Genomic DNA, 26,154 nt, shown 5'->3' with positions numbered 1-26,154 from the left:
TGCGTTGCCGCGCCCAGCCTATAAAAACACCGGCTGTCCAATCACCACCGGATGCAGAGCCACAAGGATCAGATACCCAACCACCCCCGCAGCGATGCGCAACAAGGTGTCGCGTGATGGCATCCCCACATGCCGCGCCGCGCGCGTTTGCGACAAAAGCCGCGCCCAGGTTTCGGGCCCCAGAATGCGTTTCTTTCGCATATCCACAATCCGAAACCCAAGCAGCGCAAAAAGCGTGAGCGTGCCAAACAGCAATACATGGGCCAGATCGCCATTGCCCAACACATGCAGCCCCGCCCAAAGCGCCAGCACAATCAACAAAGGGTGGCGCATATATCCGATCAGGCCGGGATTTTCAGGATCAAACGCCTGATCATTTCGCCCCCCAAACGAAAACGGATTGGGCCGCCCGATGGTCGCCGCCAGGATCAGACAGGCGGCAAACATGCCCGCCCAGACAATGGGCCGGTGCCACGGTGCCTCGCCCCACACCAATACAAACGGTGCACGATCCGCCCCCCAGATCAGCAGCGCCAGCATCACCAACGACAGGATGGAATAGCCGATGGTGAAACCCCGTGGCCCGACATGACGCACGATCTGCCGTTTGACGGGCGGGCGCACGGGGATCGAATGCGTTGCGAAAAACAGCGCGAAAATCCCCGCGAATGTCAACCAGCCGGTCATCGCCGGGCCGGTTTCGGGGTCATCAGGCATGGGCCGTAAACAACGCCAAACCCGACAAAGGCCCCGATCCAAAACACGCCGGACAGGGTGTGAAACAGCATTGCCAGATCAGGCCAGATTGCTGCGGCCGTGCGCGCCACCACCGCCCCGATCAGCACCAGATACAGCGCCAGTGTGCCCGGCCCGGCCACCAGCTTTTGCCCGGTGTGGCCCAGGGTGGCGCGGGTCATCATCGCCACGGTCATCACGCCAAACGCCCCCGCCATCCAGAAATGCTGTGCCGCGATGGCGGGAAACAGATCGGGCCACAAAATCGCAAGGGCGGCGAAAATCGCGCCAAGCGGCACAAAGGCATAGCCCAGATGCAATATCCACAAAAGCGGCTCTGACAGGGTTTGCCCACCTTGCCAGCGCGCCAGACGGGCCGCATTCAGAACCCCCGCAATCAAAAGCGCGCCACCCACCGCCCCGTGATCGGGCGCGCCCACCCATGCAACCAGCGCCAGCACCGTGATCAAAAACGTCGCCTTGTCAAACCGCTGCATCGGGGGCGCGGGCAGGCGTTCGGCCTTTCGCTGAACCAGCCAATTGCGCGTGAACGATGGCACCACCCGCCCCCCGATCACCACAATCATCATCACCACGGCCCCAATGCCCAGACGCAGGCCAATGCCCTGCGCGGCAACATCGCCGCGCGCCGCCTCAAGGTGAAAAATAAGATTGGCCAGGGCGAACACCGACAAAAGCGCCAAAACCAAAAGGTTGCGCCAATTCTTGCCCACGACGATTTCGCGCAGGATCACCGCGCCCAGCACCACCAGGAATGACAGATCAACAACTTCGGACAGGCCAACCGGCCAGATCGCCGAACTGGCAACCGCAACGCGCCCGGCCACCCACAGGGCAAACAGCCCCGCCAGATTCCATCCGACAACCGGCAATCGCCCGGTCCAATTGGGCACGGCGGTCAAAAGGAATCCGGCAATGATTGCGCCCAGATATCCAAACAGGAACTCATGCGCGTGCCAAGACACCGGATCAAGTGCGGTGGGCAATGCAATCAGGCCCGCCAGCATGAGAATCCACAGCACCATGGCCAGGGCTGCCCAAACTGCCCCGAATAAAAAGAACGGGCGAAACCCATAGGAAAACACCGCTGGCCCTTGCCATTGGCGGCTTTGCTCGGATGTGGTCTGCGTCATTTCACACTCTTATGCCCAGATTTCTCAGACCCCGACAGGCCACCGCGTGCCGGAAAACTGACCTGTTTCAATATGGTTCCGGCCTGATCAATCACGATCCGCACCGCCCGCCCGGCGTAATGAAACGTCAGGCGTGCGCGCCCGGCGTCTTCGTCAACGCCGGTTTCGCTTACCGATGTGATCTGCCCGGCGCGCATCAGCGGCTGCACTTGTTCGGGGCTTATCCCGCAGGCGGCGGCAATCACCGCGGCGTCCACGACAAACCCGTCGCGATTGATCTCAACCCGTGTCATGACACGTCGGTCCAATATCCGTTGGCGGCGGCCACCGTTGCAAAATGGGTCGCAACCACCTGACTTGACGCAATCAGCGCGTCAGAATCCTGTGCGTATTCGGGGCGCAGCTTTTCGCGGATTGCGGCATCAGGTTGCGTCATCTTGATCGCCACACGGCTGAGTTTGACTGCCAATTCATAGCCTTCTTCGGGGGTTTTGGTGATCAGCGTGGGAAGCCAGGTTGTCATATTTGGGGCCTTTCGGTGTGTCTCTATTGGTCAGCAGGATGCATGCGGCAACGTTAAACCACAATGATCCAGACGAAAATCAGGCTTATCACAAGGTAAACAAGCGTGTTGATCAGCCATCGGATCAGCCCCGCCTCGCCTTCGGGGTCGATGCCCAGACGTTCGCAGACTTTGGTTCCCGGCCATAAAAATGCTTCGGACAGTGTCATTGATTCTACCCCTAATAGGTATTTCTGATGCCTATTGTATATCGCCGCCAAATGCGCATTGCAAATACCAAATTAATGCTGTTTTCACCCGATTGCCGGCGCGACCCTGTCAAATTTGAACGCTGTCCGCTAAAAAACCGCAACGCCCACAGCACGAGTCAGCCCGATGATCGCCCCCAATCGCCAGAGCTTTGCCCATTTGCGCCGCGTACCGCAGGGCGATTTCCGTTTTGTCGCGCTGGATGTTGAAACGGCCTGCGGCGATGCCGCCAGCATTTGCCAGATCGGGCTGGCCTGTGTGCGCCCTGACAATGAAATCCTGACATTTTCCATGCTGGTCGATCCCCGCAGCAGATTCGACAGGTTCAACATCGCCTTGCACGGCATCCGCCCCGATGACGTTTTGGGCGCGCCCACCTTTCCCGATGCCTTGTCGGCGATCCTGCCGTTACTGTCGCGCCATCACATCGTGCAACACAGCAGTTTTGACAAACGCGCGATCAATGCCGCCTGTGACACCTGCGGCCTGGAGGCCCCGCCCCTGCGATGGAGCGACAGCGTGAAAATTGCGCGGCGCGCCTGGCCCGAATTCAAGGGAAATGGCGGTCACGGGTTGGCGCATCTGAAAAAGGTGTTGCAGCTGAATTTCGAACACCACGATGCAGGCGAAGACGCGCGCGCGGCGGCCATGGTTGTGCTGCATGCCGAAACCCGTCTTGTGATGCCGTTTGAACAATTGATCCTGCCGGTGGCAAAACCAACCGGAAAAGCGCGGTCTGAAACCCCAACCGCCCCATCACCGGATTGATTGGCCAATCGCAATCGGGCCTGGTTTTGCCCGGCGTCCCGGCCTGCCCGATGACCGCCCGCGCCACGGCACAGCTGCATTTGTCTTTGCCAATCGGCGCCATGCGCACTAGGTATCTTGACGACACCCTGCGCATGCGCGGCCGTGCCAGAGAATTTTCATAACCATTACAGCCGGTTACATACCATGAATCCAACCATTTTGCGCCTGCACCGCGGGCCACGCCCCACCACGCGCCTGGCGGCCTGCATATGACCAAAGCAATTTCTGTACGGTTTTTAGACCGCACGACACCCCCCCATATCCTGACCTTGATTCTGCTTGCCGGAGTTTCGGCGCTGGCGATGAATATCTTTTTGCCGTCGCTGCCCGGCATGACGGCGTATTTTGAAACCGATTATGCAACGATGCAATTGTCGGTTGCGCTGTATCTTGTCGGGAATGCGGTGTTGCAGTTGTTCATTGGCCCGGTCAGTGATCGCTACGGGCGGCGGCCGGTGATCCTGTTTGGCTGTGTGGTGTTCGTGATTGCCACGGTTGCATGCATATATGCCCCCAACGTTGAGGTTTTTCTGACGCTGCGGGTGGTTCAGGCCATCATCATTTCCGGCATGGTTCTGTCGCGCGCCGTGATCCGCGATATGTTTTCCCAAGACCGCGCCGCGTCGATGATCGGCTATGTCACCATGGGGATGGCCGTGGCGCCGATGATCGCCCCCGCCGTGGGCGGTGCGCTGGATGGCCTGTTTGGCTGGAAGGCCAGCTTTTGGGTGCTGGCGATACTGGGCGTTCTTGTCACCATTCTGGCCTGGAAAGACCTGGGCGAAACTGCCGTCAAATCCTCGTCGAGCCTTTTGGAACAGGTCCGTCAGTATCCCGAATTGCTGACCTCGCGGCGGTTTTGGGGCTATTGCCTGACCGCGGCGTTCACCTCGGGCGCATTCTTTGCGTATCTCGGGGGGGCGCCTTATGTGGGCACCAATGTGTTTGGAATGGACGCTGCCACCTTGGGGCTGTTCTTTGGCGCGCCGGCCATTGGGTATATGATGGGTAATTTCATCACCGGCCGTTTTGCCGTTCAGTTTGGCATCAACGCGATGGTTCTGACTGGTACATTCCTGTCGGCCACCGGGCTGTTTGTCGCCTTGATTGTCAATGTTGCGGGTTTCAGCAATCCTTACACCTTTTTTGGTTTCATGATCTCTGTCGGTTTGGGCAACGGTCTGGTTTTGCCCAATGCGACGTCTGGCATGTTGTCGGTGCGGCCACATCTGGCGGGCACGGCAAGCGGGCTGGGTGGGGCAATCATGATTGGGGGCGGTGCCGCGCTGTCGGTTCTGGCTGGCATATTGCTTGAGGGGCGCAATTCCGCGCTGCCGCTGATTGTCTTGATGGCTGTAACGGCTGCGCTGTCTTGTGCCAGTGCGGTTTACACCGTGCGCCGGGACCGGGTGATGACCACGGGCTAGCGCGCCCGCTTTGCAAAGGCTAAACCGGGTTTGCAAAGCTTGGGGGTGTCATGGCCAATCAGAAACTTTATGCCGGGGTGAAACTGCGTGATATCCGCACCGGCCTGTCGCTGACCCAAAAGGCGTTTGCCGAAAAGTTGGGCGTGTCGCTGCCTTACCTGAACCAGATGGAGAACAATCACCGCCCGGTGTCTACCGGTGTGGTTCTGGCCTTGGCCAGTGAATTTGGCTTTGATGTGACCGAACTGAGCACGGGCGAGGCCGAGCGTGTGATCACCGACATGCGCGAAGCCTTGGCAGACCCCGTGTTCACCGATGACCCGCCGCCTTTGGCGGATCTGCGGCTGGCCGCCTCGAATGCGCCCGCGTTGGCGCGCGCCTTTCTGCATCTGCATCGCAGTTATCGACAGGCCCATGAACGCCTGGCCTCGTTTGACGAAGCATTGGGCCGCGACGGCGCGCGCCTGCAACACAGCCCATGGGAAGAGGTGCGCGATTTCTTCCATTACTGCGACAATTATATCGATGCGGTCGATCGTGCCGCCGAACATTTCGCCGGGCCGGGCGATGCGGTGGCGCGCGCCCATGCGGCCCTGGCCCGACACGGGGTGGAAACCCGCACACAGGATACCGATCTGTTGCGCGCCTATGACAGTGCGGCAGGCACGCTGACCCTTTCGGCGCGTGCGGCCCCCGCCACCCGGGCATTTCAACTGTTGCATCAACTGGCGGTGCTGACCCAGGATGATTTGTTCGAGGCAACGCTGGATCTGGCCCGTTTTCAAAGCGATGAAGCCCGCCAGATCGCCAAGCTGGGCCTGGCCAACTATTTCGCCGGTGCCGCGCTGCTGCCCTATACCGCGTTTCTGAAGGCGGCGCAGGACACCCGTCACGATCTGGAAATGCTGTCAGACCGGTTCGGGGCCAGCATCGAACAGGTGGCGCACCGGCTTTCAACCCTGCAACGCCCCGGTGCCAAGGGCGTGCCGTTTTTCTTTGTGCGGGTCGATCAGGCCGGCACGATCACCAAACGCCACTCTGCCACTCAATTGCAATTTGCCCGGTTTGGCGGGGCGTGTCCGTTGTGGAATGTGCACCGCGCCTTTGAAACCCCGGGGCGGTTTTTGCGGCAACTGGCGCAAACTCCCGATGGGCTGCGGTACCTTTCGGTGGCGCGCGATGTGTCCAAACCGGGGGGCAGTTTTACCGCCCCGACGCGCCGGTTTGCCATTGGGTTGGGCTGCGAGGTGAAACACGCCCCCGCCCTGGTTTATGCCGATACGCTGGACCTTACGGCCAGCGCCGCATTTGAACCCATCGGCATATCCTGCCGCATTTGCGAGCGGCAAAATTGCCATCAACGTTCGGTGCCGCCCTTGGAACGCCGCCTGACCATCGACCCCGACCGGCGCGGCACCCTGCCCTATAGCGTTGATCGCTGACGCCCCTTTACCCAATCGGGGCCTGCGGGTATCCCTGTGGGCCTAGAGGGAGGAACCTATGGAACTGACGGGCAGCCGTATCATCAACGCCGACCGCGAAACGGTTTGGGCGCATCTCAACAATCCCGACACATTGCGCGCCTGCATCCCCGGCTGCGAAGAATTGTCAGGCAGTGCCGAAGACGGGTTTGAGGCGGTGGTGAAACAAAAAATCGGCCCGGTAAAGGCCACCTTCAAAGGCATCGTCGCCCTTTCGGATGCGAACCCGCCCGAAAGCTATCGTATCTCGGGCGAAGGCAAGGGCGGCGTCGCGGGATTTGCCAAAGGCGGTGCAAACGTTGTTCTGGCCGAGGTCGAAGATGGCACCGAGCTGTCCTATGTCGCAGATGTGGCCGTGGGCGGCAAACTGGCGCAATTGGGCAGCCGATTGATTGATGGGGTGGCACGCAAACTGTCGGATCAGTTTTTCACCCAGTTCAAGGATCACGTTGAGGGCGGCGATCAGGGTGAGGCGGAGTAAGGGGGCTGTCTGCCCCCTCTTGCCTGCGGCAATTCACCCCCGAGGATAGTTTTCGCAAGAAAAAACATAGCGTTGCGCCTTACAAATCGACACCGCCGTGTGTCAGGATGATTGGCACGACCAGATCTTCTTCGTCGAGCAGGTGGCGGTTTAGAAATGTCTTGAACTGCGCCAAATGGGTTTCAAGCGCGCCTGCCGTATCGCGCGAAACACCGCGCAGCACCGCATTTGTCCTATCGGCCAAAGCGCTGATATGGCCATCCAACGCCTGATGATCACGATCAAGAAGTTCAAACCCCGCCATCAGGCGCGGTTCGAGAATTGTGAGTTTCGGGAAATAGTGATCATCTTCTATGGTGTGGTGTTCGTGCAATTGATTCAGCAGGAAGCCCGCATACCGCCCGGTTTCATGGATATAGGATTGTGCCTCGCGATTGCCATCGAGATAGGCCTGACTGCCGGTCTGCAACCGGCCCAGCACCTCGCGAAACATCAAATGACGCTCCATCCAGAACCGGGTCAGGCCATCAAAGTTTTCATGGCCCTCCCAGGTGTCGCGCGGCATTTGATCGGCCAGAATGCGCAAGCCTTCGGGCAGGCCGGTGCGATGTGCCAAATCTGTCATCGTTGTGTAATTTCCCAATTCGGATGCATCCAGGGCGTGGCATCATCCGCCGCCAGCGGTGTGCGCCCCAGAATATGATCTGACGCTTTCTCTCCTACCATGATTGAGGGGGCATTCAAATTGCCATTGGTGATCTGGGGAAAAATTGAACTGTCGGCCAGGCGCAGGCGATCAACCCCGATCACCCGGCAGTGTGGGTCAACCACCGCGCCCGGATCATCGGCCCGCCCCATCCGCGCGGTGCCACAGGGATGATAGGCGCTTTCCACATGATCGCGGATCACATCATTCAGCTCGTCATCGGTTTGCGCCTGTGCGCCGGGCTGAATTTCATGGCCGACGTAGGGGCCAAAGGCCGGTTGACCGAAAATTTCCCGGGTCAGGCGAATGCAGGTGCGGAAATCGGCCCAATCCTGTGCCTGTGACATGTAATTGAACCGGATCACCGGGGCCGCTGCCGGATCGGCGCTGCGCAAGCTGACCGAGCCGCGCGATGTGCTGCGCATCGGGCCGACATGGGCCTGAAACCCGTGGCCTTCGGCAGCTGTTTGACCATCATACCGCACGGCGATGGGCAGAAAATGATACTGGATGTCGGGATAAGCGATGCCCGCCCGGCTGCGGATGAAGGCCGCACTTTCAAACTGATTGCTCGCACCCGGCCCGGTGCCGGTGGACAGCCACCGCGCGCCCACATAGGCCTTGCCCCACAGGTTCCAGTATCGAAACAGGCTAACCGGTTGGGTTGCGGCCATCTGCACATACAATTCCAGATGATCCTGAAGGTTGGCACCAACGCCGGGACGATCGGCCAGCACATCAATTCCGTGTTCGGCCAAATGCGCGCCGGGGCCGATACCCGACAGCATCAATAACTTGGGCGAATTCATCGACGACGCGGCCAGGATCACCTCGCGCCGGGCGCGCACGATCTGCCGGGTGGCGCCGCGCTGCACCTCGACCCCGACGGCGCGGCCCTCCTCGATCACCACACGACAGGCCAAGGCCCGCACAATATCGCAATTTTTTCGCTTCAACGCCGGTTTCAGATAGGCATTCGCCGCCGACCACCGCCGCCCCTTGTATATCGTCGCCTCCATCGGGCCAAAGCCCTCTTGTTGGGCGCCGTTATAATCATCGGTGGCGGGATAACCCGCCTGCACGCCGGCCTGAACGAATGCCTGAACCAATGGATTGTCCCGCCGCCCGCGCGATACATGCAGTGGCCCATTGGTGCCGCGCCAGGCCGGATCGCCGCCATGGCCGCCATCGTGCCAGGTTTCCATGCGTTTGTAATAGGGCAGCACATCGGCAAATCCCCAGCCGGTGGCGCCCATATCGGCCCAGGTATCAAAATCGCGGGCATGACCGCGAACATAGACCATGCCATTGATCGAGGACGAGCCACCAATCACCTTGCCCCGCGGCGTGGCCATGCGGCGATTGCCCAGATGCGGTTCGGGTTCGGTCTTGTAGCCCCAGTCATAGCGCGGCATGTTCATCGGAAATGACAAGGCGCCGGGCATCTGAATGAACGGCCCGGCATCGCTGCCGCCATGTTCGATCACCAACACCGATGATCCGGCCTCGGACAACCGATAGGCCATGGCACACCCGGCACTGCCCGCGCCGACGATGACAAAATCCGCCTCCATCAGAACCACCGTTCGATTTGGGCGTCGCGGTGCCGCGTGTTATATGGAAATGCGCGGTAGCGCTCCTTTTGGTCAAACTTCGCCATCTTAAAACGGAGCCTCCACATCGCCCATCGCCACATAAACCGATCGCACCTGGCTGTAATGGTTGATCGCCTCTTTGCTGTTTTCACGGCCCACACCGCTGGCTTTTACACCGCCAAACGGCGCTTCGACCGGGGCCAGGTTGTAGGTGTTGATGTAACAGGTGCCTGCCTCAAACCCCTGCGCCACCCGGTGCGCGCGGGTCAGATCATTGGTGAACACCCCGGCGGCCAGACCAAAGGGCGTAGCGTTGGCACGGGCCATCACCTCGTCCTCGGTATCGAACGCGAAAACCGACAGGACCGGGCCGAAGATTTCATCGCGCGCGATGGTCATATCGTCGGTGACATCGGTGAACACCGTGGGCTCCAGGAAAAATCCATCACGCGCCACGCGGTTGCCGCCATGGGCCAGGGTTGCGCCCTCTTCAATGCCTTTGGCGATAAAACCTTGCACGATCTGCATTTGTGCCTCGCTTACCATCGGGCCATAATTCACCGCCGGGTCCATCGGATCACCCATCACCACATTGGCCAGACGCGCATTCAGGCGGGCGACAAATTCCGCGTGCAGCCCGCGTTGCACAAACACCCGTGTGCCATTGGAACACACCTGACCCGTGGAATAGAAATTGGCCAGGATCGCCCCTGACACCGCGTTTTCCAGATCAGCATCGTCGAAAATCACCAAGGGTGACTTGCCGCCCAACTCCATTGTGACGTGTTTCATGCCTTCGGCTGCGGCCGCATAGACGCGCCGCCCGGTGGGCACCGATCCGGTTAGCGATACTTTTGCGACCCTTTCATCACCTACCAGCGCCGCGCCAACCGCGCCCATGCCCTGCACCACGTTGAACACGCCGACCGGTGCCCCCGCCTCAACCAGAATTTCGGCCACTTTCAGCGCGCAAAGCGGGGTTGTTTCGCTGGGTTTGAACACCATGGTATTGCCACAGGCCAGGGCCGGTGCCGCCTTCCAACAGGCGATTTGCGTGGGGTAATTCCACGCGCCGATCCCGACACAGACGCCCAAGGGTTCGCGCACGGTATAGACCCAATCACCCCCCAATTGGATATGTTCGCCGGTCAACGATCCGGCCAGACCGCCGAAATATTCCAACGCATCGGCCCCACTGGTGGCGTCGGCCACGCTTGTTTCGCTATAGGGTTTGCCGGTGTCATATGTTTCCAGCACGCTCAGGTCGTGGTTGCGCGCGCGGATGATATCGGCGGCGCGGCGCAGGATGCGGCCCCTCTCGGTCCCGCTCATCGCGGCCCAGATCGGCCCGGCGCGTTTGGCGGCGGCCAGGGCGCGCTCCACCACCGCGGGGGTGGCGGCATGGACGGTGGCAATCGGTTTGCCCGTGGCCGGATAGATGCAGGTGATCACATCGCCTGCGGTGTCTTCGACATATTCACCATCAATGAAATGGCTGGCGGTGGGTTGGGTTGTGTGGGTCATGGTATTCAGAAGGTCCAGAAATTCAGTGTTTCGGTAGGCGGCGAGGCATAGTCACGGTTTGGCGTCGATCAGACCCTCCATCACCGTCAGAACCCGCGCGGCGGCGGTGATGCCGTCAATCTCTCCGCCCAGGGCCGCGCGCAGGTACAGCCCGTCAATCAGCGCGCCAATGATATCGGCCACCTCGCCCGCGCGCGCGCCGCACAGCGGTTTAAGGTTGTGCAACAGGTTCGAATGCAACCGCCGTTGATAAACGCGCAACAGGCGGCCCGCCTCGGGGACGGTGTGGGCCTGCACATAAAACGTCAGCCAGGCGGCGATCACCTCGCGGCGGAAATTGGCAGGTTCGAAATTTGCCCGCACGATACGTCCCAACCGGTCACGCGGATCGGTCGCGCCCATAAGCGCGCCGCGCACAGAGGCGCCGTAGAGGCCCAGAATATGGCGCATGGCGGCCAGAAAAATCTGATCCTTGCCACCGAAATAGTGATGCGCCAGGGCGGTCGACATACCGGCACGGCGCGCGATCTGGCCCACCGTCACGTCAAGTGATCCGGCGCAGCCGATCTCGTGGATCGTTGCTTTCACCAATGCGTCGCGCCTGATAGGCTCTATTCCAACCTTGGGCATTCTGAACCTCGCTTAGAGTACCGACCAAGGGTAAATGAATTTTGATTGATCAGTCAATCAACAAAAAATACGGAGCTTGATATGCTGTTGAAAACCACACTTTCCGCCTTGGCCCTGGCCGCCACGGCCGGTGCTGCATTGGCCGATTGCGACACGATCAGATTTGCCGATGTGGGCTGGACCGATATCACCGCCACCACCGCCGCCACCACCGTTGTTCTGGATGCTTTGGGATACGACACCGACGTCAAGGTGCTGAGCGTGCCGGTCACCTATACCTCGTTGGCCGCGGGTGACATTGATGTGTTTCTGGGCAACTGGATGCCCACAATGGAGGGCGATCTGGCCCCCTACCGCGAGGCCGGTACAGTGGAAACCGTGCGCGCTAACCTGACCGGGGCGAAATACACCTTGGCCGTAAACAAAACCGCCGCCGATCTGGGCATTGCCAGCTTTGCCGATATCGCCGCGCACAAGGACGCGCTTGAAGGCAAGATTTACGGCATTGAGGCCGGTAATGACGGCAACCGCCAGATCATGTCGATGATTGAGGGCAACGCCTTTGAGCTGGACGGGTTCGAAGTGGTCGAATCCAGCGAACAGGGCATGTTGGCCCAAGTGGCCCGCGCCAACCGTCGCGAAGAGCCGGTCGTATTTCTGGGCTGGGAGCCGCACCCGATGAACGCCGCGTTCGAAATGCAATATCTGACCGGTGGCGATGATTTCTTCGGCCCCAATCTGGGTGGTGCCACGGTTTATACCAATGTCACCGCAGGGTTCACACAAGAGTGCAAGAATGTTGGCAATCTTTTGAAAAACCTGGCATTTTCACTTCAGCTTGAGAATGAAATCATGGGCAGCATCCTGAACGACGGCAAAGCGCCTCGTGTGGCGGCGATGGAATGGCTGACCGCGCATCCCGGCGTTTTGAACGGCTGGCTTGACGGTGTAACAACCAAAGACGGCAAGCCGGGCATCACAGCTGTACGCGCCGAATTGGGCCTGTAAATGGCAGCGCAGCCCGAAACGGTTGCATGGATCGCCGAACAAATGGCGGGGGCGGGTGTGATCCGCACCCGCCCGATGTTCGGCGAATACGGGGTCAATTGCGATGACACCTTTATCGGCTTGATCTGCAACGATCAGTTGTTTTTCAAACCCACCGAAGTGGGGCGCGATCTGGCCCCCGCCACGGTCCAGACTTTGGTAAAGAGATAACAATGCGTGCTTTTTTGGCCTTGGATCTGCCCGAAGACGTGACTGACGGGCTTGAGCGTATACAGGCGCATCTGCGCACCGGGCGGCATGTGTTGCCCGAGGATATGCATCTCACTCTGGCGTTCATGGGCGATGTGACCTTGGCGCAGTTGGATGAGTTGCATCTCTCTCTGGAAATGGCCGCGCCGCCGCTGTTGCATCTGCATCTGTCGGCCCTTGATACATTTGGCACCGATCCGCCGCGCAGTTTGCATGTGTTGGCCCACGGCGACGGTTTGCCCGACTATCAGCGCAAGATCACCACGATGGTGCGCAACGCCGGCATCGCCCTGCCCGCGCGACGGTTTATTCCGCATGTCACGCTGGCGCGGTTTCCCAACCGCATCGCCCCCGATGATCTGGCCCGGATTGGCCGGTTTCTTTCGGCCCATGGTGATTTCAAATGGCCCGCCTTCGTGCCTCCTGCGGTCGCACTGTATCAAAGCACGCTGACCGACGACGGCCCCAGATATGATCTGTTGGAACGCTATCCGCTTTATCCAACACAGCTTCCCAGCGCTGTACATCGCTAATCCTTGTGGTTGGCAGGGCATTCGCGCCCTTCCAATTCAGACACACACCCGTCATTGTAGAAAATCACAAAACCCTCGGGGAACACCACCACATGAACTGGCTAACCGATACGAAAATTCCGATCGGCACGACGGCGCGCACTGTTTTCGACTGGTTACAGGATAACGGAGCGTGGTTTTTCGACGGGCTGTCCGATGGGATGGAGGCGGTGATTGATGCCATCCTGTGGGTTTTTCAAACCCCCCATCCATTGATCGTGATCGCTGCTTTTGTTGCGCTGACCTGGGCGTTGCAACGCAGCTGGAAGGTGTGTCTGGGCATTGCCTTGGGGTTTTTGTTCATCCTCAACCAAGGATACTGGGAGGAAACGACAGAATCCCTCACCCTTGTGCTGTCGGCCTGTATCTTATGCATGGGCGTTGGCGTGCCCATAGGCATTGCCGCCGCGCACCGGCCCCGACTGTATCAAACCATGCGCCCGGTGCTGGATCTGATGCAAACCCTGCCGACATTTGTTTATCTCATTCCGGCGATTGTGTTTTTCGGCATCGGCATGGTGCCGGGCCTGATCGCCTCGATCATATTCGTTTTGCCCGCACCAATCCGCCTGACCCATCTGGGGGTCAGCACCACGCCACAACCCCTGTTAGAGGCGGCACAGGCGTTTGGCGCCACCCCGCGTCAGGTGTTGTGGAAGGTTGAATTGCCATGGGCCGTGCCACAGATCATGGCCGGGCTGAACCAGACGATCATGCTGTCGCTGTCGATGGTGGTGATTGCCGCCCTGGTCGGGGCCGATGGATTGGGCGTGCCGGTGGTGCGCGCGCTCAATCAGGTGAACACTGCCTTGGGGTTTGAATCGGGATTTGTGATCGTTGTCGTCGCCATCATGTTGGATCGGATGCTAAGGGTGCGCAAGAAATGAGCAAGCCAGCCGTAATTTTCGACGCCGTGAGCATTGTCTTTGGCGATCATCCTGAAACCGCATTGCCGCTGATGGATGCCGGCCGAGAGCGCAGCGAGATTCAATCTGCAACGGATCAGGTTCTGGGCGTGCACGATTGTTCGCTGACCGTGAACGAGGGTGAAATTCTGGTGCTGATGGGTCTGTCTGGGTCGGGCAAATCCACCCTGCTGCGTGCAGTGAACGGGTTGAATCCGGTGGTACGCGGGTCGGTCACGATTGATGATGGCACCTGGTCGTGCAATGTAACCAACGCCAGTGCCGCCGATCTGCGCCGGGTCCGGCAGGAATCGGTTTCGATGGTGTTTCAGCAATTCGGGCTTTTGCCTTGGCGCTCCGTGCGCGAAAATGTCGGCCTGGGGCTTGAGCTGGGCGGGATGCCCACCGCTGAACGCAACGCCAAGGTCGATGAACAATTGGCGCTGGTCGGGCTGTCGGATTGGGCCGAACGCAAGGTTGGCGATCTGTCGGGCGGGATGCAGCAACGCGTGGGATTGGCCCGCGCCTTTGTCACCGATGCGCCGATCCTGTTGATGGACGAACCGTTTTCCGCACTTGACCCGCTGATCCGCACCCGGCTGCAGGACGAACTGTTGGATCTGCAGAAAAAGCTGGGCCGCACGATCATTTTCGTCAGTCACGATCTGGATGAGGCGTTCAAACTGGGCAACCGCATCGCAATCATGGAAGGCGGGCGCATCGTGCAACACGGCACCCCGCGCGATATTTTTCAGGCACCCGCCAATGAGTACGTCGCCGATTTTGTGGCCCATATGAATCCGCTGAACGTGCTGACGGCCCAGGATGTGATGATTGATTCCGTCGGATCAACCACGCGCGACACGTCGCCCGGCACCCCGATCAACGCGATCCTGCCGCTGTTTGATGACGACACCTCACCGATTGCGGTGGTCGAAGATGAACAGGAGCTGGGCCAGATCACCCAGAATTCTGTTATAAGTCGGCTGTCGCCGCATTCGGACTAACCGCTTTGGCGTCAGACCGGGCCGGTGGCCTGAGCAAAGGCGCGCCGTTTCGCCACGGCCTCGCGCCAGGTCATGAAAATGACCGATGCCAGAATCACCAGCCCACCGAATATGACCCAGCCATCCAAAGGCTCGCCAAACATCACCACGCCCAGAATTGTCGCCCAGACCAGTTGCAAAAACGTGACCGGCTGGGTGACTGTGATCGGGGCCGCGCGAAACGCCAGGGTCATGGTAAAATGCCCCGATGTCGCCAATATCGCGACACCAAACAGCCAGGCCAATTCGCGCGCTGTGGGTGTGACCCAATCCATGGCCGCAAAAGGCGCCAGAAACAGGGTGACAAAAATTGACAGCATCGCCACCACAACCGATGGCGGCTGTTCATCGGCCATGATCTTGGCCACCAGATATCCGGCGGCGAACAACACCGCCGTGCCCAGCATCGCCAGATGGCCCAGATCCAGCGCGCGCACTCCGGGGCGCAACACGATCAGCGCGCCGATCAGGGCCATGATCACCGCCACGATCCGGCGCAGCGCCATTTTTTCACGCAGCACCAGAACCGCGCCCAAGGATACATAGACCGGCGAGAGGTAATTCATCGCCGTCACCTCGGCGATGGAAATGCGCGTCATTGCGAAAAACCACAGGATCACGCCAATGGCATGGACAAAGCCGCGCAGGGAAAACAGCAGGATCGTGCGCCGGTCATAGCGCGCGGCGCGCAACGTGCCGATCATCGGCAGCAAGAACACCAACCCCATGGCATAGCGCAAAAAGGCCGATTGCGCCGCGGGCATCCGCCCATCCAGATGTTTCACAATCGCCGTGACCCCGACAAAGAACAGGCCGGTCAGAACCATCCAGAACACACCGGCCACCGGCCCTTTCATGCCCATATCAGCCCTAGCGCCAAAAGCCACATCACGCAGCCAATGCCAAAGTCTAACACGCGCCACGCCCCCGGTCGTACAAACAGCGGCCGCAGGAACCGCGCGCCATAGCCCAGTGAAAAGAAAAACACGAAAGACGCGCAGACGGCCCCGATGCCAAACGGTATCCGGTCCCATTGCGCGGCAACGGTGCCCAGCAACACCACCGTGTCCAGATACACATGCGGGTTCAACCACGTCAGCGCCAGACAGGTGGCAATCGCCACGTTCAAGCTGATCTCGGGGCCTGTGGCCGCCTCTAACCGCCCGCCCCCACGCCAGGCGGCGCGAAATGCCAACGCGCCATATCCGATCAGAAATGCCGCCCCCGCATAGCGCATGACGGGACCAATCCAAGGGGCAGCTGTGACCAGCCAGCCAAATCCGGCCACCCCGGCGGCGATCAGAATCGCATCGCTCAGCGCGCAGGTGAGGCAAATGGCAAACACATGGCTGCCGCGCAAACCGGCGCGCAGCACGAATGCATTCTGCGCGCCAATCGCCAGGATAAGAGAAAGGCCCAAACCAAATCCGGCCACAGCAGAATGTATCATGGAGTTTGGGTAAGCCCGGGCGCAAAAAAGGTCCAGCCCCCGCTTATTCTTCGAACAGGCGCCCTTGCGCCGGGGCCGATGGCGCGGGCAGGCCCAGATGCGCCCAAGCCTTTTGCGCCAACATCCGCCCGCGCGGGGTGCGTTGCACCAGGCCCTGTTGCAACAAAAACGGCTCGATCACTTCTTCCAAGGCATCCCGGCTTTCCGACAAGGCAGCGGCCAGGGTTTCAACCCCCACCGGCCCGCCCTGATAGGCATCAGCGATGAAATTCAGATACCGCCGGTCGGCCCCATCCAGCCCCAGTGTATCAACCCCCAATCGGTGCAGCGAACTGTCGGCAATGGCGCGGGTCAGGGTGCCGTCGCCTTCGACCAAGGCAAAATCGATTACCCGGCGCAACAGCCGCCCGGCAATGCGCGGCGTGCCCCGGGCGCGTTTGGCAATTTCGCGTGCGCCATCATCTTCGACCGATATCCCCAGCAGGCGCGCGCCACGGGTGACGATCTGATGCAGCTCATCTTCGGTATAGAACTGCAACCGGATCGGAATGCCGAAGCGGTCGCGCAACGGTGTGGTCAGCAGGCCCAACCGGGTGGTCGCCCCAACCAGCGTAAAGGGTTGAAGCTCAATCCGAACGGTACGCGCAGCAGGGCCTTCGCCAATCACCAGATCAAGTTCGAAATCCTCAAGCGCGGGATACAGCACCTCTTCCACCACCGGATTGAGGCGGTGAATTTCGTCGATGAACAGGACATCGCGCGCCTCAAGGTTGGTCAGGATCGCGGCCAGATCGCCGGGGCGGGCCAACACCGGCCCACTTGTCATGCGGAAATTTACCCCCAATTCGCGCGCCATGATCTGCGCCAATGTCGTTTTGCCCAAACCGGGCGGGCCATGAAACAGCGCGTGATCCATCGCCTGGCCGCGCATTCGCGCACTTTCGATGAACACACGCAGGTTGGCGCGCGCCTCGGCCTGACCGATGAATTCCTGCAGATCTTGTGGGCGCAACGCGCGGTCTGCATCTTCGGGCAGACGGTCGGCGCGCAGGGCGGGATCGGGGGTTTGCATGGCTTATCCTTTCGGGGCCAAAAGCCGCAGCGCGGCGCGGATCAGTGCCGGTGTTTCCGCACCCGGTGCCTCACCTGCGGCCTGGGCCACGGCGCCCGCAGCCTCGCTTGGAGCATAGCCCAGATTGGTAAGGGCCGACAATGCCTCGGATTGTGCGGCACCGCCTGCCGGTTTGGGGGCGGCAGCGCGGGGTTTGGCCGGGCTGGCGGATGTTTCAACCACCTCGTCGTCCAGAATCGGCGCTGCACCGTCGCCCATGGCCATCACGGCGGGGGCTTTGTCTTTCAGCTCATTCACCACGCGCTGTGCAATTTTCGGCCCGACCCCCGGCGCCGCACGAACCGCGTTATAATCGCCCAGCGCAATCGCACGGCCCACACCATCCGGGCCAAGCGCGCCCAGAATCGCCATCGATGCCTTGGCCCCGATGCCCTGAACCGACATCAACAATCGGTGCCATTCCTTTTCAACCAAACTGGGAAAGCCAAACAGTTGCAGCAAATCCTCGCGCACCAGCAGATCAGTATACAGCGCCGTCGCCTCACCCACGCCGGGCAGTGTCATCATCGTGCGGTCCGACACATAAACGATATAGCCAACGCCGCGCACATCAATCAGCACATGATCGGTGCCGCGATAATCAATCCGCCCCGCAATCCGGCCAATCATCGCCGCGCCCCCGCCACCGCCTTGGCGAATTTATCGCCGGTCTGGCGGTGAAACGCGTGGCACATGGCAATCGCCAGGGCGTCGGCGGCATCGGCCCCGAAGATAATCACACCGGGCAGTTGCATTTTCACCATGTGAACCACCTGTTCTTTTGCCGCGTGGCCCACGCCAACAACGGTTTTCTTCACCGTATTGGGGGCATATTCCCCCACACTCAGCCCCGCTTGAGCCGGGACCAGCATGGCAATCCCCCGCGCCTGACCCAGCTTCAGGGTTCCGGCCCCATCTTTGTTCACAAAAGTTTGCTCAACCGCGGCGGTGTCGGGCGCGTATCTGGCCAGAACGGCCGAAAGCTGCGTGTGCAGCGACATCAGCCTTTGCGCCAGATCCTGAGAGGATTGCGACGTGCAATGCCCGTTTGCCACATGGGACAAACGCGGCCCGTCCACATCGATCACCCCCCAACCCAAGGTGCGCAACCCCGGATCGATCCCCAATACGCGCATTGCCTGTCCTGCTCTTGTTGCTTTTGCGCCACCCCTAGCACGAAAGGCGAACATCCGCCAAGGGTTATGGTGAACACCTTTGGTACTGGCACGGGCAGATTGGCGATGGAAAAGGCTGTTTTCAGCCCCGAATCCGGCTTTTCGCTCGGAAAATTAAGTAAGTATTTTTAAGAAGTTAAGCGGCGGCTATGCCATGCAGAAAACACAAGGGTGCTATGTGCCCCCCCCAGGTTGCACAAATATATTTTGCCGCCTAACTGCGCTCTGCGATCACGCATCGTCCCTTTGTTATTGAAAGCATCCGCAATGTCCGTTTTCGAACACGCCCGCCCCGCGGCTCCCGGCATCGCCGCCACCTTGCTGCGCCTGACGGCACCTGTCGCCACCTGGAACGCAAAACGCGTCACCCGCAAATCCCTGTCGCGCCTGACAGATTACGAACTCGATGATATCGGCCTGACCCGCAGCGATATCGAAAGGCTCTGAGCCACATGCAGAATACACAATAGGCCGCTTTGGGAATGACCCAAAGCGGCCTTTTTCATTTCAACACCGGGCTTACCCCAAAAGCGGCGCAAGATAGTCCGCGATTGATCGGGTCAGCGGATCGGCCTGCATGATCCAGGCAGCCGCCCGCCCCACCGCGCCACTTTCCGCCAATGCAACAATCCGTTCCCCATAGGTTTGCGCGCCATCATGGGCCAACATCAGGGCTTTTGCGACAAAAAGAACCCCGGCCAATATGAAAAGGCCACGATACGGCACACCGGAGGAACCGCGTTTGCGGCGCACGGTCAACAACCCATCGGGCCCCATGTGCAATTCACCACCCCGGCGCGCAATCGCGCGGTGGTCGCGAATAATCTGATGGCGACGCTTGGTAAACTTTGAGGTTTGTGAAAAAGCCATAGCCCAGCCTTTTACCTGATTATCGGCCCCCACCGACAAGGGCCATTTATAGCTATAATTGCGGCATCAATATGGCAACTTTGGACAAATATCTGCAAATTCATTTGAAATACTATTGGTATCGGCCAGTCTTCAATGAAAATTTGAATTGGATTGAAAATGCAAAGCAGCCAATCACCGTCAAGGGAATGGCCGTTTCAAAATCTTGATAAGCTGTGTGAGGTTTACGCCCGACAGATCACTGTATGAAATCACGGATCGCGGCGGTTATCCCATCAACCTGCATCATCCAAGCTGCAGCACCGTCAATAAAAGACGCACCCTGCAGGGAAAGCAACGCCCCATCATAAGCGTCTGCGCCGATCAAAACCACCAGCACCGCTTTGGCCAAAGTCAGGATGACCGCCGCACCGAGGATGAGTGATACAGCCATCAGGCCGGGCCGCCGTTTTGCAGGTACGGCCATCCACCCGCCCGTCATCGCCACACCTGCGGCACGGGCCACGGCGCAATTGTTGCGCGCAATATGGCGGTTCATTTCAGTAAGTGTCATCGACATGGCAGTGACTCTGTATTATCGGCCCCCACCGACAATGCCCATTTATAGTCGCAATTGCGGCACGAATAAGGCAATCGCAGCCAATTGAGGCAAAATTTGATAAAAATCCGATCCTCGATCACTTTTAATACAGTGTTCTAGATGCAAAAATCGCTACCCGCAAAGTATGTCCACACACTGGAAACAATTCATTTTTAAAATTATTTAAATCAAGCCGCGTCTTCGCCCCAATTCATCCGCCGAGCTTGATAAGACCGACGATTCTCATGAAATTGTCCGCCGCGCCAACGCGATGCCGACCCGACAAAGCCACACCCACACCACCCAGGAAATACACACCACCATCACGGCTCAATGATATCCGCGCACGGCAGGACATCTCGGAAAACCTAGTTGTTCCGTGTCTGATCATTCCCATCTGTTTCCGCGAATTTCATCGAGCGCGTTCAGCGCGCGGCGTTCTCGGGTGAGGACATCCTCCGCGGTTTTGTTCATTTGAAGGGCTTCGGCTTCTCGTTGTGGTCTCCAGATAGTCATAGATCACGGCCTCCAGATCATCGACGCTGGAATAGCTGCCGCGTCGGATGCGTCTTAAAGTGATCTCGGCAAAGAATCGCTCGACCAAGTTCAACCATGAGGCACTGAAGGGCGTGAAATGGAGCTTGAAGCGCGGGTGCTTTTCTAGCCATGCTCGCACCTCAGGTGTCTTGTGGGTGGCATAGTTATTCAGGATCAGATGGAGATCCCGCCCTGCTGGCACGGCTTTGTCGATATTCCGGAGGAATTTCAGAAATTCTCTGGCCCGGTGGCCCGGCAGACATTCGCTAATCATCTGGCCGGATTTGACGTCGAGTGCTGCGAGCAGTGTGGTCGTACCATGGCGCTCGTAGTCATGCGTCATGGTGGCCGCCCGCCCCTTCTTGTGTGGCAGCCCAGGCTGGATCCGGTCGAGCGCCTGGATCTGTGACGTCTCATCCACGCACAGCACGACCGCCCAGTCCGGCGAGTCTAGATAAAATCCGACAATTTCGGTGACTTTCTCCTCGAAGAGCGGCTGGTTCGTGACCTTGAACCCTTTGGTGATCTGCGGTTTGAGACCGGCTTCAGCCCAGATGCGACCCACGCTCGACGGCGAAATGCACATAGCTTCGGCCAACAGGGCACAGCTTCAGTGCGTCGCAATGGGTGGTTTTTCCTGAACTATTTTGGCGATCATCTTCAGTTTTGTTTCCATGTTCCTTTCCATGGCCAGCAGCCGCACACGCGATGGCCGCGTCTTATCGCGCTTGACACCGCAGCGCTCCATGCTATCCGACGAATAGTCTTCCCAACCACTGCCTGCATGACCGAAGGCTTTCGCGGTCCTTTGGGGACGTAATTGCGATAATCCCTGGCCAAGACTGTTGCCGTTTCACATTGAGCGTGCATATGAGAGGGGCACATCGGAATTGCATCTAAACTAGCATCATGTTGGCAGCTATCGCGCGGACCACGGACCGAAACATGCACCTGGTGTGATCGCACACGACGGTCGCGGCGAACGTAGAACGGCTCAGAAAGACGCGGTTATCAAATCGGTAATGATGTGGTCGGATGCGCATGTCAAAAAGCACCTGACTGGGACGTCCCCACTACCGAAGCCCTGTGTCTAGGTCCGAGGAAACCCTTACATTGGTTGAATAGTTCAACAGCCGCCGCCTCGGTGATACATCACAGCAACGAAAGTTGAGGCGGTCTTCCATGCAAACATGAACATACTCGATAAAGTCGATCGAGAAGAACTCAACAGGCTCCGGTGAAACCGGACGATTTGGGGCGGCTCAAATTCTGTTGTGGTGAAGTGGTGGTACGCCCGGCAGGTATCATCCCTGTCAGCCTGACCACGGTTTCAGTCTGAAATCAGCAATCCGAACGAACGCTGGATATCAGCCTGCAATGCCGTATGTGCGCCGGGGCGGTCACCGTGGCGCAGTGCGGTGAGGATTTGCTGGTGATGTGCGTGTTCCTCGATCTGTCCGGCGGCGGGGCGGTTGATGATCAGGTTCAGATAGGCGCCGTATTGCAGCCAGAGCGCCTCGATCACCGGCAGCAGCACTTCTGAGGCGCTAAACCGGTACAGCGTGAAGTGAAACTCGTGGTTTGTAATCAGGTCGGGGATGTTTTCGGGCCCATCCTTGGCGCGGGCGATGATTGCCTCCAGCGTGTCGATATCCGCGGGGGTGATCCTGTCGATTGCCTGATCCAGAACCAGATGTTCCAGAGCCAGACGAGCCGCCATCAGATCAGCGGCGCGGCGGGCGTCGAAGGCCGGCACCATCAGCGTGCGGGATGGGGTATCGACCAACGCGCCCTCGGCCACCAACCGGCGCACCGCCTCGCGCACTGGGGTCATCGACACGCCCAGCTGATCAGCGAGAGAGCGCAGGCTGACGACATCACCAGGCGCAAACGCGCCGCGGATAAAGGCATCGCGAAGTGCGAAATACGCGTTCTCGCGCAGTTTCAGCGGATCGATGCGGGCGATGACGGGCATACTCATGGGGGCTTGACACATCTGAAATCTATCGTTGATAAAATGTCACATATCACAGATGACTCGGTCAAGCCTTGAAAGGGGTGCAGATGCAAAAGGACGGCGAACACGGTTTTTGGCTTTATGATTTGAAGGTCGAAACCGTTCTGGATGGCCGCGCCCCCGTCTGTCGTCATGTCGAGGGCGAAGCATTTCGCGTCATCGGTGAAAACCTGGTATTTGACGGGCCGGCCAAATTGTCGATGTATGCGTTGGCCGCCGTGCTGCCGCTGCTGCCCGCCAAACAGCGCGACACCGATCCCGATGACTGGATGTCCACCGACGCCGAAGTTGCCTGCCCCGATCCCCATTGCGGTGGTCGGCTGCGCATCATCCGCGAAGCGCGTCGTTGGTATTCGCATGCGGCCACCACCGGATTGCCGGATCAGCGCGGCACCCCCTATTGGAAGGATGACAAATGACCGTCGAAACCGCAGACCTGCGCCCGGGCCACCGGATTTCCCGGGTGATCAAGGGCGGCTGGCAACTGGCCGGCGACCACGGTGAGGTGCGCGCCGCCGATGCGATTGCCGATATGGAGGCGTTTCTGGACGCCGGGATCACCACCTTTGACTGCGCCGACATTTATACCGGCGTCGAAGAGATGATTGGCACCTTCATTGCCGATGTCCGCCGCCGCCGCGGGTCCGAGGTGGCCGACCGGGTCATGGTGCATACCAAGCTGGTGCCGGATCTGGGCCGTCTGCATGACATCCGCCCCGATGAGGTTGAGGCCATCGTCGACCGCTCGCTCAAACGGTTGCAGATTGAACAAATTCCGCTGGTGCAGTTCTTTTGGTGGGACATGGCGCTTGGCAATGCTGTCGAGGCGCTGCAGGTGCTCAGAGAGTGCCAGAAAAAGGGCAAGATCGCCAATCTGGGCACCACGAATTGGGATTTCCCGGTGATGGATCGCTTTATCGACGGCGGTTTCGATGTGGTTTCGGCGCAGGTGCAATATTCGGTTCTGGATCGTCGCCCGGCCGGTGCCTTTGCCGAATGGGGCGCGCGGCGCGATGTGCAGATCCTGTGTTATGGCACTCTGGCGGGTGGTTTCCTGACCGATCAATGGCTGGGCCAGCCCGATCCGGGGTTCCAGTTCGAAAACCGCTCGCTGATCAAATACCGGCTGATCGTTGATGAATTCGGCAATTGGGAGCTGTTTCAGACCCTGCTGAAGACGTTGAAATCGGTGGGCGACAAACACGGCGTCTCGTTGGCCTCGGTTGCCACGCGGTGGGTGCTGGATCAGCCGCAGGTTGCAGCGGCCATCGTGGGGGCGCGTTATGCACGCCATCTGCCCAAGACTCTGGATGTGTTCAACGTCACGCTTGACGCCGACGACCGCGCAGCCATCGATGCGGTGCTGGCACAGGCCGGCGGGCCAAATGGCCCGGTTTTCGGGCTTGAGGGCGACCGCAACGGGCGTCACGGGCGGATCATGAAATACAACCTCAACACCAATCCTGCTGACGCGGTGCATGGTGCGTGATTTCTGCCGGACATACCCGGCATCAAAGCTGACCGGAGGGTGAGGCATGCTCGCGCGACTGGCCGGCAAGGCCCTTTTCCCGCTGTATCTGCTGACTTCGTTCTGCATTTTGGTGCTGATGGGGGTCTCGTTCGCCGATGTGATTCTGCGCAGCCTGAACCGGCCGATCCGGGGCGCTTATGAGATCACCGAGATCGCGGTTGGCGCCATGGTCTTTGCCGCTCTGCCGCTGGTTACCCTGCGGCGCGAACATGTACAGGTTACCCTGTTCAGCGGTCTGGCCGACCGGCATTGGTGGTTGCGGTTGCTGTTCACGGTTGTGGGCAAGGTGATCGCGCTGGCGGTGTTCGGCTTTTTCGCCTGGCAGCTGTACCGGCTGGGCAACCAGATGAATGCCTCGGGCGCGCGGGCCATCTTTGCCGGCTTTCCGCTGGCGCCCTTTGCATGGTTCGCGGCGCTGATGTGTTTGCTGTCGGCTGTGGCGGCGCTGCTGGCTCCGCCCGGTTCCGCCTCTGATGTGCAGGGAGACCTGTGATGGGCGTGATGCTCTTCGCTCTGGCGCTGCTGTTCATCCTGCTGTTTCTCGAAGTGCCGATCGCGCTGGCCATGCTGGCCATCGGCATTGGCGGTTTTGCATGGATCGTGGACTGGGGGCCAGCGGGCTATATGGCGGCCGATTCCGCCTATCGGACGGTGCATAACTTCAACATGTCAGTGATTCCGCTGTTCATCCTGATGGGCAACCTGATCAGCCGGGCGGAAATCTCGAAAGAACTTTTTGATCTGGCGTATCGCTTTGTCGGGCACCGGCGTGGCGGGCTGGCGATTTCGACCATTCTGGCCGGTGGCATGTTCTCGGCGGTCTGCGGCTCCAGCCTTGCCTCGGCGGCAACCATGGGGCGGGTCGCTTATCCCTCGATGAAACGCTACCGCTATGACGATTCACTGGCGGCGGGCTCCATCGCTGCGGCGGGCACGCTGGGGATCATGATCCCGCCCAGTATCGTGCTGATCGTTTATGGCATCCTGACGCAGAATGACATCGGCGCGCTGTTCATCGCAGGCGTGCTGCCGGGGCTTTTGGGTGCACTGCTCTATGTTGGCGCGATCATGGTTGCCACCTGGAAGAACCCCGCCGCCGGTCCGGCAGGCGAGACGAGCAGTTGGGCCGCGCGGCTCAGCGCGCTGAAATCGGTGGGCGCGGTGATCTTGCTGTTCGGGCTGGTGATCGGCGGCATTTACGGCAATTTATTCACCCCAACCGAAGCGGCGGGCGTCGGGTCGGTCGGCGCCCTTGCCATTACCCAGTGGCGGCGCAAGCTCACGTTCCGCACGCTGCTGGCCACGCTGGGCCAGACGGCAGTGATGAGCGCGTCGATCTTTTTCGTGCTGGTTGGCGCGCAGATTTTCGGCAATTTCATTAACGTGGCCGGATTCACCGCGCAACTCAACAGCTTTGTGGGCGTTCTGGATCTACCGCCCTGGGCGATGATGCTGGTGATCGTGGTACTGTATCTGGTGCTGGGCTGTGTGCTGGAAAGCATGTCGATGTTGCTGCTTACCTTGCCGATTACCTATCCTTTGATCCTGACATTGGGCTATGATCCGATCTGGTTCGGCATTCTTGTGGTGACGCTGGTGGAGGTGGCGTTGATCACCCCGCCCGTGGGCATGAATATCTATGTGTTGCGCGGTGTTCTGCCCGCGGTTCCGCTGCGCAAAATGTTCGCCGGCGTCACATGGTTCGTCGCTGCCGATATCATCCGTATCATCCTTCTGCTGCTTGTTCCCGGGCTTGCGCTTTGGCTGCCCGGGATGATGTAGACCCCC

32 protein-coding genes are annotated in these 26,154 nt (G+C 59.6%); 14 read left to right on the top strand and 18 right to left on the bottom strand.

Features of this window, described 5'->3' with window-relative positions:
* Positions 1–18: 18 nt before the first annotated feature.
* From C8265_RS05625 to C8265_RS19440, 5 genes are read right to left on the bottom strand one after another with little or no spacing between them, the layout of a single operon-like run.
* Positions 19–717 carry an NnrU family protein gene (locus C8265_RS05625; protein ID WP_240610991.1) on the bottom strand — a complete coding sequence of 233 codons (699 nt, stop codon included), beginning with the start codon at positions 715–717 and terminating at the stop codon, positions 19–21.
* Complete coding sequence (locus tag C8265_RS05620) at positions 684–1,889, bottom strand: NnrS family protein (protein WP_108483036.1); 1,206 nt, start codon at positions 1,887–1,889, stop codon at positions 684–686. Before C8265_RS05620 ends, C8265_RS05625 begins: the two co-directional genes overlap by 34 nt.
* Positions 1,886–2,182, bottom strand: a complete 297-nt coding sequence (locus C8265_RS05615) for a DUF6522 family protein (protein WP_108483035.1) — start codon at positions 2,180–2,182, stop codon at positions 1,886–1,888. The genes C8265_RS05620 and C8265_RS05615 overlap by 4 nt, the downstream gene beginning before the upstream one ends.
* Positions 2,179–2,412: a hexameric tyrosine-coordinated heme protein gene (locus C8265_RS05610; protein WP_108483034.1), complete on the bottom strand. Its 234-nt coding sequence runs from the start codon at positions 2,410–2,412 to the stop codon at positions 2,179–2,181. The genes C8265_RS05615 and C8265_RS05610 overlap by 4 nt, the downstream gene beginning before the upstream one ends.
* A gap of 53 nt (positions 2,413–2,465) precedes the next feature.
* Positions 2,466–2,621 (bottom strand): hypothetical protein, encoded by a 156-nt coding sequence (locus C8265_RS19440; protein WP_164512278.1) that lies wholly within the window; start codon positions 2,619–2,621, stop codon positions 2,466–2,468.
* A gap of 166 nt (positions 2,622–2,787) precedes the next feature.
* On the opposite strand from C8265_RS19440, the gene C8265_RS05605 reads away from it, so the two are divergent.
* From C8265_RS05605 to C8265_RS05590, 4 genes are all read left to right on the top strand, one after another.
* A complete protein-coding gene (locus tag C8265_RS05605; protein WP_108483033.1) occupies positions 2,788–3,429 on the top strand; it encodes a 3'-5' exonuclease in 642 nt (213 codons plus the stop codon).
* A 251-nt stretch (positions 3,430–3,680) separates the two neighbouring features.
* The gene (locus tag C8265_RS05600; protein ID WP_108483032.1) at positions 3,681–4,898 is read left to right on the top strand and encodes a multidrug effflux MFS transporter; all 1,218 of its coding nucleotides are present in this window, start codon (positions 3,681–3,683) and stop codon (positions 4,896–4,898) included.
* Positions 4,899–4,948: 50 nt separating this feature from the next.
* Positions 4,949–6,340, top strand: a complete 1,392-nt coding sequence (locus tag C8265_RS05595) for a helix-turn-helix domain-containing protein (protein ID WP_108483031.1) — start codon at positions 4,949–4,951, stop codon at positions 6,338–6,340.
* A 58-nt stretch (positions 6,341–6,398) separates the two neighbouring features.
* On the top strand, positions 6,399–6,860 hold the full coding sequence (locus C8265_RS05590; RefSeq protein ID WP_108483030.1) for an SRPBCC family protein: 462 nt from the start codon (positions 6,399–6,401) through the stop codon (positions 6,858–6,860).
* A 79-nt stretch (positions 6,861–6,939) separates the two neighbouring features.
* Here the strand turns inward: C8265_RS05590 and C8265_RS05585 are convergent, their stop codons facing one another.
* The 4 genes from C8265_RS05585 to betI all read right to left on the bottom strand — a co-directional run bounded on the left by C8265_RS05585 (position 6,940) and on the right by betI (position 11,315).
* The gene (locus C8265_RS05585; RefSeq protein ID WP_108483029.1) at positions 6,940–7,485 is read right to left on the bottom strand and encodes a hemerythrin domain-containing protein; all 546 of its coding nucleotides are present in this window, start codon (positions 7,483–7,485) and stop codon (positions 6,940–6,942) included.
* Complete coding sequence (gene betA, locus C8265_RS05580) at positions 7,482–9,140, bottom strand: choline dehydrogenase (RefSeq protein ID WP_108483028.1); 1,659 nt, start codon at positions 9,138–9,140, stop codon at positions 7,482–7,484. The genes C8265_RS05585 and betA overlap by 4 nt, the downstream gene beginning before the upstream one ends.
* Before the next feature lie 87 nt (positions 9,141–9,227).
* Positions 9,228–10,685, bottom strand: a complete 1,458-nt coding sequence (gene betB / locus C8265_RS05575; protein WP_108483027.1) for a betaine-aldehyde dehydrogenase — start codon at positions 10,683–10,685, stop codon at positions 9,228–9,230.
* 51 nt (positions 10,686–10,736) lie between these two features.
* A complete protein-coding gene (gene betI / locus C8265_RS05570) occupies positions 10,737–11,315 on the bottom strand; it encodes a choline-binding transcriptional repressor BetI (protein WP_108483026.1) in 579 nt (192 codons plus the stop codon).
* A gap of 81 nt (positions 11,316–11,396) precedes the next feature.
* Between betI and choX the strand changes: the two genes are divergently transcribed.
* The 5 genes from choX to choV all read left to right on the top strand — a co-directional run bounded on the left by choX (position 11,397) and on the right by choV (position 15,056).
* On the top strand, positions 11,397–12,323 hold the full coding sequence (choX, locus tag C8265_RS05565) for a choline ABC transporter substrate-binding protein (protein WP_108483025.1): 927 nt from the start codon (positions 11,397–11,399) through the stop codon (positions 12,321–12,323).
* Positions 12,324–12,533 (top strand): TfoX/Sxy family protein, encoded by a 210-nt coding sequence (locus C8265_RS05560; protein WP_108483024.1) that lies wholly within the window; start codon positions 12,324–12,326, stop codon positions 12,531–12,533. It abuts the gene before it with no gap.
* A 2-nt stretch (positions 12,534–12,535) separates the two neighbouring features.
* Entirely contained in the window at positions 12,536–13,105 is a 570-nt protein-coding gene (gene thpR, locus C8265_RS05555) for an RNA 2',3'-cyclic phosphodiesterase (RefSeq protein ID WP_108483023.1), read from the top strand.
* Between the two features lie 92 nt (positions 13,106–13,197).
* Complete coding sequence (gene choW / locus C8265_RS05550; RefSeq protein WP_108483022.1) at positions 13,198–14,031, top strand: choline ABC transporter permease subunit; 834 nt, start codon at positions 13,198–13,200, stop codon at positions 14,029–14,031.
* On the top strand, positions 14,028–15,056 hold the full coding sequence (choV, locus tag C8265_RS05545) for a choline ABC transporter ATP-binding protein (protein ID WP_108483021.1): 1,029 nt from the start codon (positions 14,028–14,030) through the stop codon (positions 15,054–15,056). Before choW ends, choV begins: the two co-directional genes overlap by 4 nt.
* An 11-nt stretch (positions 15,057–15,067) precedes the next feature.
* On the opposite strand, the gene C8265_RS05540 is transcribed toward choV, so the two are convergent.
* Genes C8265_RS05540 through ruvC form a run of 5 tightly spaced genes read right to left on the bottom strand, consistent with a single transcriptional unit; the run spans position 15,068 to position 18,792 of the window.
* The gene (locus tag C8265_RS05540) at positions 15,068–15,958 is read right to left on the bottom strand and encodes a DMT family transporter (RefSeq protein ID WP_108483020.1); all 891 of its coding nucleotides are present in this window, start codon (positions 15,956–15,958) and stop codon (positions 15,068–15,070) included.
* Positions 15,949–16,545 carry a LysE/ArgO family amino acid transporter gene (locus C8265_RS05535; protein ID WP_206050278.1) on the bottom strand — a complete coding sequence of 199 codons (597 nt, stop codon included), beginning with the start codon at positions 16,543–16,545 and terminating at the stop codon, positions 15,949–15,951. The genes C8265_RS05540 and C8265_RS05535 overlap by 10 nt, the downstream gene beginning before the upstream one ends.
* Before the next feature lie 43 nt (positions 16,546–16,588).
* Positions 16,589–17,617, bottom strand: a complete 1,029-nt coding sequence (gene ruvB, locus C8265_RS05530) for a Holliday junction branch migration DNA helicase RuvB (protein ID WP_108483019.1) — start codon at positions 17,615–17,617, stop codon at positions 16,589–16,591.
* 3 nt (positions 17,618–17,620) lie between these two features.
* Entirely contained in the window at positions 17,621–18,286 is a 666-nt protein-coding gene (gene ruvA, locus C8265_RS05525; RefSeq protein ID WP_108483018.1) for a Holliday junction branch migration protein RuvA, read from the bottom strand.
* The gene (ruvC, locus tag C8265_RS05520; RefSeq protein WP_108483017.1) at positions 18,283–18,792 is read right to left on the bottom strand and encodes a crossover junction endodeoxyribonuclease RuvC; all 510 of its coding nucleotides are present in this window, start codon (positions 18,790–18,792) and stop codon (positions 18,283–18,285) included. The genes ruvA and ruvC overlap by 4 nt, the downstream gene beginning before the upstream one ends.
* A gap of 306 nt (positions 18,793–19,098) precedes the next feature.
* On the opposite strand from ruvC, the gene C8265_RS05515 reads away from it, so the two are divergent.
* On the top strand, positions 19,099–19,278 hold the full coding sequence (locus C8265_RS05515) for a DUF1127 domain-containing protein (protein WP_108483016.1): 180 nt from the start codon (positions 19,099–19,101) through the stop codon (positions 19,276–19,278).
* 72 nt (positions 19,279–19,350) lie between these two features.
* Here C8265_RS05515 and C8265_RS05510 read toward each other — a convergent pair whose 3' ends face one another.
* The 4 genes from C8265_RS05510 to C8265_RS05495 form a co-directional block, all read right to left on the bottom strand.
* Positions 19,351–19,701 carry a hypothetical protein gene (locus C8265_RS05510; RefSeq protein WP_108483015.1) on the bottom strand — a complete coding sequence of 117 codons (351 nt, stop codon included), beginning with the start codon at positions 19,699–19,701 and terminating at the stop codon, positions 19,351–19,353.
* A 238-nt stretch (positions 19,702–19,939) separates the two neighbouring features.
* Positions 19,940–20,260 carry a hypothetical protein gene (locus C8265_RS05505; protein WP_108483014.1) on the bottom strand — a complete coding sequence of 107 codons (321 nt, stop codon included), beginning with the start codon at positions 20,258–20,260 and terminating at the stop codon, positions 19,940–19,942.
* A gap of 433 nt (positions 20,261–20,693) precedes the next feature.
* Positions 20,694–21,416: an IS630 family transposase gene (locus C8265_RS05500; protein WP_108483013.1), complete on the bottom strand. Its 723-nt coding sequence runs from the start codon at positions 21,414–21,416 to the stop codon at positions 20,694–20,696.
* Between the two features lie 732 nt (positions 21,417–22,148).
* Entirely contained in the window at positions 22,149–22,799 is a 651-nt protein-coding gene (locus tag C8265_RS05495; RefSeq protein ID WP_108483012.1) for a GntR family transcriptional regulator, read from the bottom strand.
* An 83-nt stretch (positions 22,800–22,882) separates the two neighbouring features.
* Here C8265_RS05495 and C8265_RS05490 point away from each other — a divergent pair, with 83 nt between their 5' ends.
* From C8265_RS05490 to C8265_RS05475, 4 genes are read left to right on the top strand one after another with little or no spacing between them, the layout of a single operon-like run.
* Positions 22,883–23,254 carry a TIGR04076 family protein gene (locus C8265_RS05490; RefSeq protein WP_108483011.1) on the top strand — a complete coding sequence of 124 codons (372 nt, stop codon included), beginning with the start codon at positions 22,883–22,885 and terminating at the stop codon, positions 23,252–23,254.
* Positions 23,251–24,324: an aldo/keto reductase gene (locus tag C8265_RS05485; protein WP_108483010.1), complete on the top strand. Its 1,074-nt coding sequence runs from the start codon at positions 23,251–23,253 to the stop codon at positions 24,322–24,324. Before C8265_RS05490 ends, C8265_RS05485 begins: the two co-directional genes overlap by 4 nt.
* Before the next feature lie 46 nt (positions 24,325–24,370).
* Positions 24,371–24,859, top strand: a complete 489-nt coding sequence (locus C8265_RS05480; protein WP_108483009.1) for a TRAP transporter small permease — start codon at positions 24,371–24,373, stop codon at positions 24,857–24,859.
* On the top strand, positions 24,859–26,148 hold the full coding sequence (locus C8265_RS05475; protein WP_108483008.1) for a TRAP transporter large permease: 1,290 nt from the start codon (positions 24,859–24,861) through the stop codon (positions 26,146–26,148). The genes C8265_RS05480 and C8265_RS05475 overlap by 1 nt, the downstream gene beginning before the upstream one ends.
* Positions 26,149–26,154: the final 6 nt, after the last annotated feature.

The sequence above is a fragment of the Oceaniglobus ichthyenteri genome, assembly GCF_003057885.1.
Lineage (GTDB): Bacteria > Pseudomonadota > Alphaproteobacteria > Rhodobacterales > Rhodobacteraceae > Oceaniglobus > Oceaniglobus ichthyenteri.
This window is presented reverse-complemented; position numbering and strand designations above follow the sequence as displayed.

Excerpts from the sequence above, each read along its gene's own strand:
- C8265_RS05540 (WP_108483020.1), bottom strand. The coding sequence starts at position 15,958 with ATGGGCATGAAAGGGCCGGTGGCCGGTGTGTTCTGGATGGTTCTGACC.
- betA (WP_108483028.1), bottom strand. The coding sequence starts at position 9,140 with ATGGAGGCGGATTTTGTCATCGTCGGCGCGGGCAGTGCCGGGTGTGCC.
- C8265_RS05475 (WP_108483008.1), top strand. The coding sequence starts at position 24,859 with ATGGGCGTGATGCTCTTCGCTCTGGCGCTGCTGTTCATCCTGCTGTTT.
- thpR (WP_108483023.1), top strand. The coding sequence starts at position 12,536 with ATGCGTGCTTTTTTGGCCTTGGATCTGCCCGAAGACGTGACTGACGGG.
- C8265_RS05490 (WP_108483011.1), top strand. The coding sequence starts at position 22,883 with ATGCAAAAGGACGGCGAACACGGTTTTTGGCTTTATGATTTGAAGGTC.
- betB (WP_108483027.1), bottom strand. The coding sequence starts at position 10,685 with ATGACCCACACAACCCAACCCACCGCCAGCCATTTCATTGATGGTGAA.
- ruvA (WP_108483018.1), bottom strand. The coding sequence starts at position 18,286 with ATGATTGGCCGGATTGCGGGGCGGATTGATTATCGCGGCACCGATCAT.
- C8265_RS05610 (WP_108483034.1), bottom strand. The coding sequence starts at position 2,412 with ATGACAACCTGGCTTCCCACGCTGATCACCAAAACCCCCGAAGAAGGC.
- C8265_RS05605 (WP_108483033.1), top strand. The coding sequence starts at position 2,788 with ATGATCGCCCCCAATCGCCAGAGCTTTGCCCATTTGCGCCGCGTACCG.
- C8265_RS05510 (WP_108483015.1), bottom strand. The coding sequence starts at position 19,701 with ATGGCTTTTTCACAAACCTCAAAGTTTACCAAGCGTCGCCATCAGATT.
- ruvB (WP_108483019.1), bottom strand. The coding sequence starts at position 17,617 with ATGCAAACCCCCGATCCCGCCCTGCGCGCCGACCGTCTGCCCGAAGAT.
- C8265_RS05615 (WP_108483035.1), bottom strand. The coding sequence starts at position 2,182 with ATGACACGGGTTGAGATCAATCGCGACGGGTTTGTCGTGGACGCCGCG.
- C8265_RS05480 (WP_108483009.1), top strand. The coding sequence starts at position 24,371 with ATGCTCGCGCGACTGGCCGGCAAGGCCCTTTTCCCGCTGTATCTGCTG.
- C8265_RS05620 (WP_108483036.1), bottom strand. The coding sequence starts at position 1,889 with ATGACGCAGACCACATCCGAGCAAAGCCGCCAATGGCAAGGGCCAGCG.
- choX (WP_108483025.1), top strand. The coding sequence starts at position 11,397 with ATGCTGTTGAAAACCACACTTTCCGCCTTGGCCCTGGCCGCCACGGCC.
- C8265_RS05600 (WP_108483032.1), top strand. The coding sequence starts at position 3,681 with ATGACCAAAGCAATTTCTGTACGGTTTTTAGACCGCACGACACCCCCC.
- C8265_RS05625 (WP_240610991.1), bottom strand. The coding sequence starts at position 717 with ATGCCTGATGACCCCGAAACCGGCCCGGCGATGACCGGCTGGTTGACA.
- C8265_RS05560 (WP_108483024.1), top strand. The coding sequence starts at position 12,324 with ATGGCAGCGCAGCCCGAAACGGTTGCATGGATCGCCGAACAAATGGCG.
- choW (WP_108483022.1), top strand. The coding sequence starts at position 13,198 with ATGAACTGGCTAACCGATACGAAAATTCCGATCGGCACGACGGCGCGC.
- choV (WP_108483021.1), top strand. The coding sequence starts at position 14,028 with ATGAGCAAGCCAGCCGTAATTTTCGACGCCGTGAGCATTGTCTTTGGC.
- C8265_RS05585 (WP_108483029.1), bottom strand. The coding sequence starts at position 7,485 with ATGACAGATTTGGCACATCGCACCGGCCTGCCCGAAGGCTTGCGCATT.
- C8265_RS05515 (WP_108483016.1), top strand. The coding sequence starts at position 19,099 with ATGTCCGTTTTCGAACACGCCCGCCCCGCGGCTCCCGGCATCGCCGCC.
- C8265_RS05495 (WP_108483012.1), bottom strand. The coding sequence starts at position 22,799 with ATGAGTATGCCCGTCATCGCCCGCATCGATCCGCTGAAACTGCGCGAG.
- C8265_RS05590 (WP_108483030.1), top strand. The coding sequence starts at position 6,399 with ATGGAACTGACGGGCAGCCGTATCATCAACGCCGACCGCGAAACGGTT.
- C8265_RS19440 (WP_164512278.1), bottom strand. The coding sequence starts at position 2,621 with ATGACACTGTCCGAAGCATTTTTATGGCCGGGAACCAAAGTCTGCGAA.
- C8265_RS05595 (WP_108483031.1), top strand. The coding sequence starts at position 4,949 with ATGGCCAATCAGAAACTTTATGCCGGGGTGAAACTGCGTGATATCCGC.
- betI (WP_108483026.1), bottom strand. The coding sequence starts at position 11,315 with ATGCCCAAGGTTGGAATAGAGCCTATCAGGCGCGACGCATTGGTGAAA.
- C8265_RS05485 (WP_108483010.1), top strand. The coding sequence starts at position 23,251 with ATGACCGTCGAAACCGCAGACCTGCGCCCGGGCCACCGGATTTCCCGG.
- C8265_RS05505 (WP_108483014.1), bottom strand. The coding sequence starts at position 20,260 with ATGTCGATGACACTTACTGAAATGAACCGCCATATTGCGCGCAACAAT.
- C8265_RS05535 (WP_206050278.1), bottom strand. The coding sequence starts at position 16,545 with ATGATACATTCTGCTGTGGCCGGATTTGGTTTGGGCCTTTCTCTTATC.
- ruvC (WP_108483017.1), bottom strand. The coding sequence starts at position 18,792 with ATGCGCGTATTGGGGATCGATCCGGGGTTGCGCACCTTGGGTTGGGGG.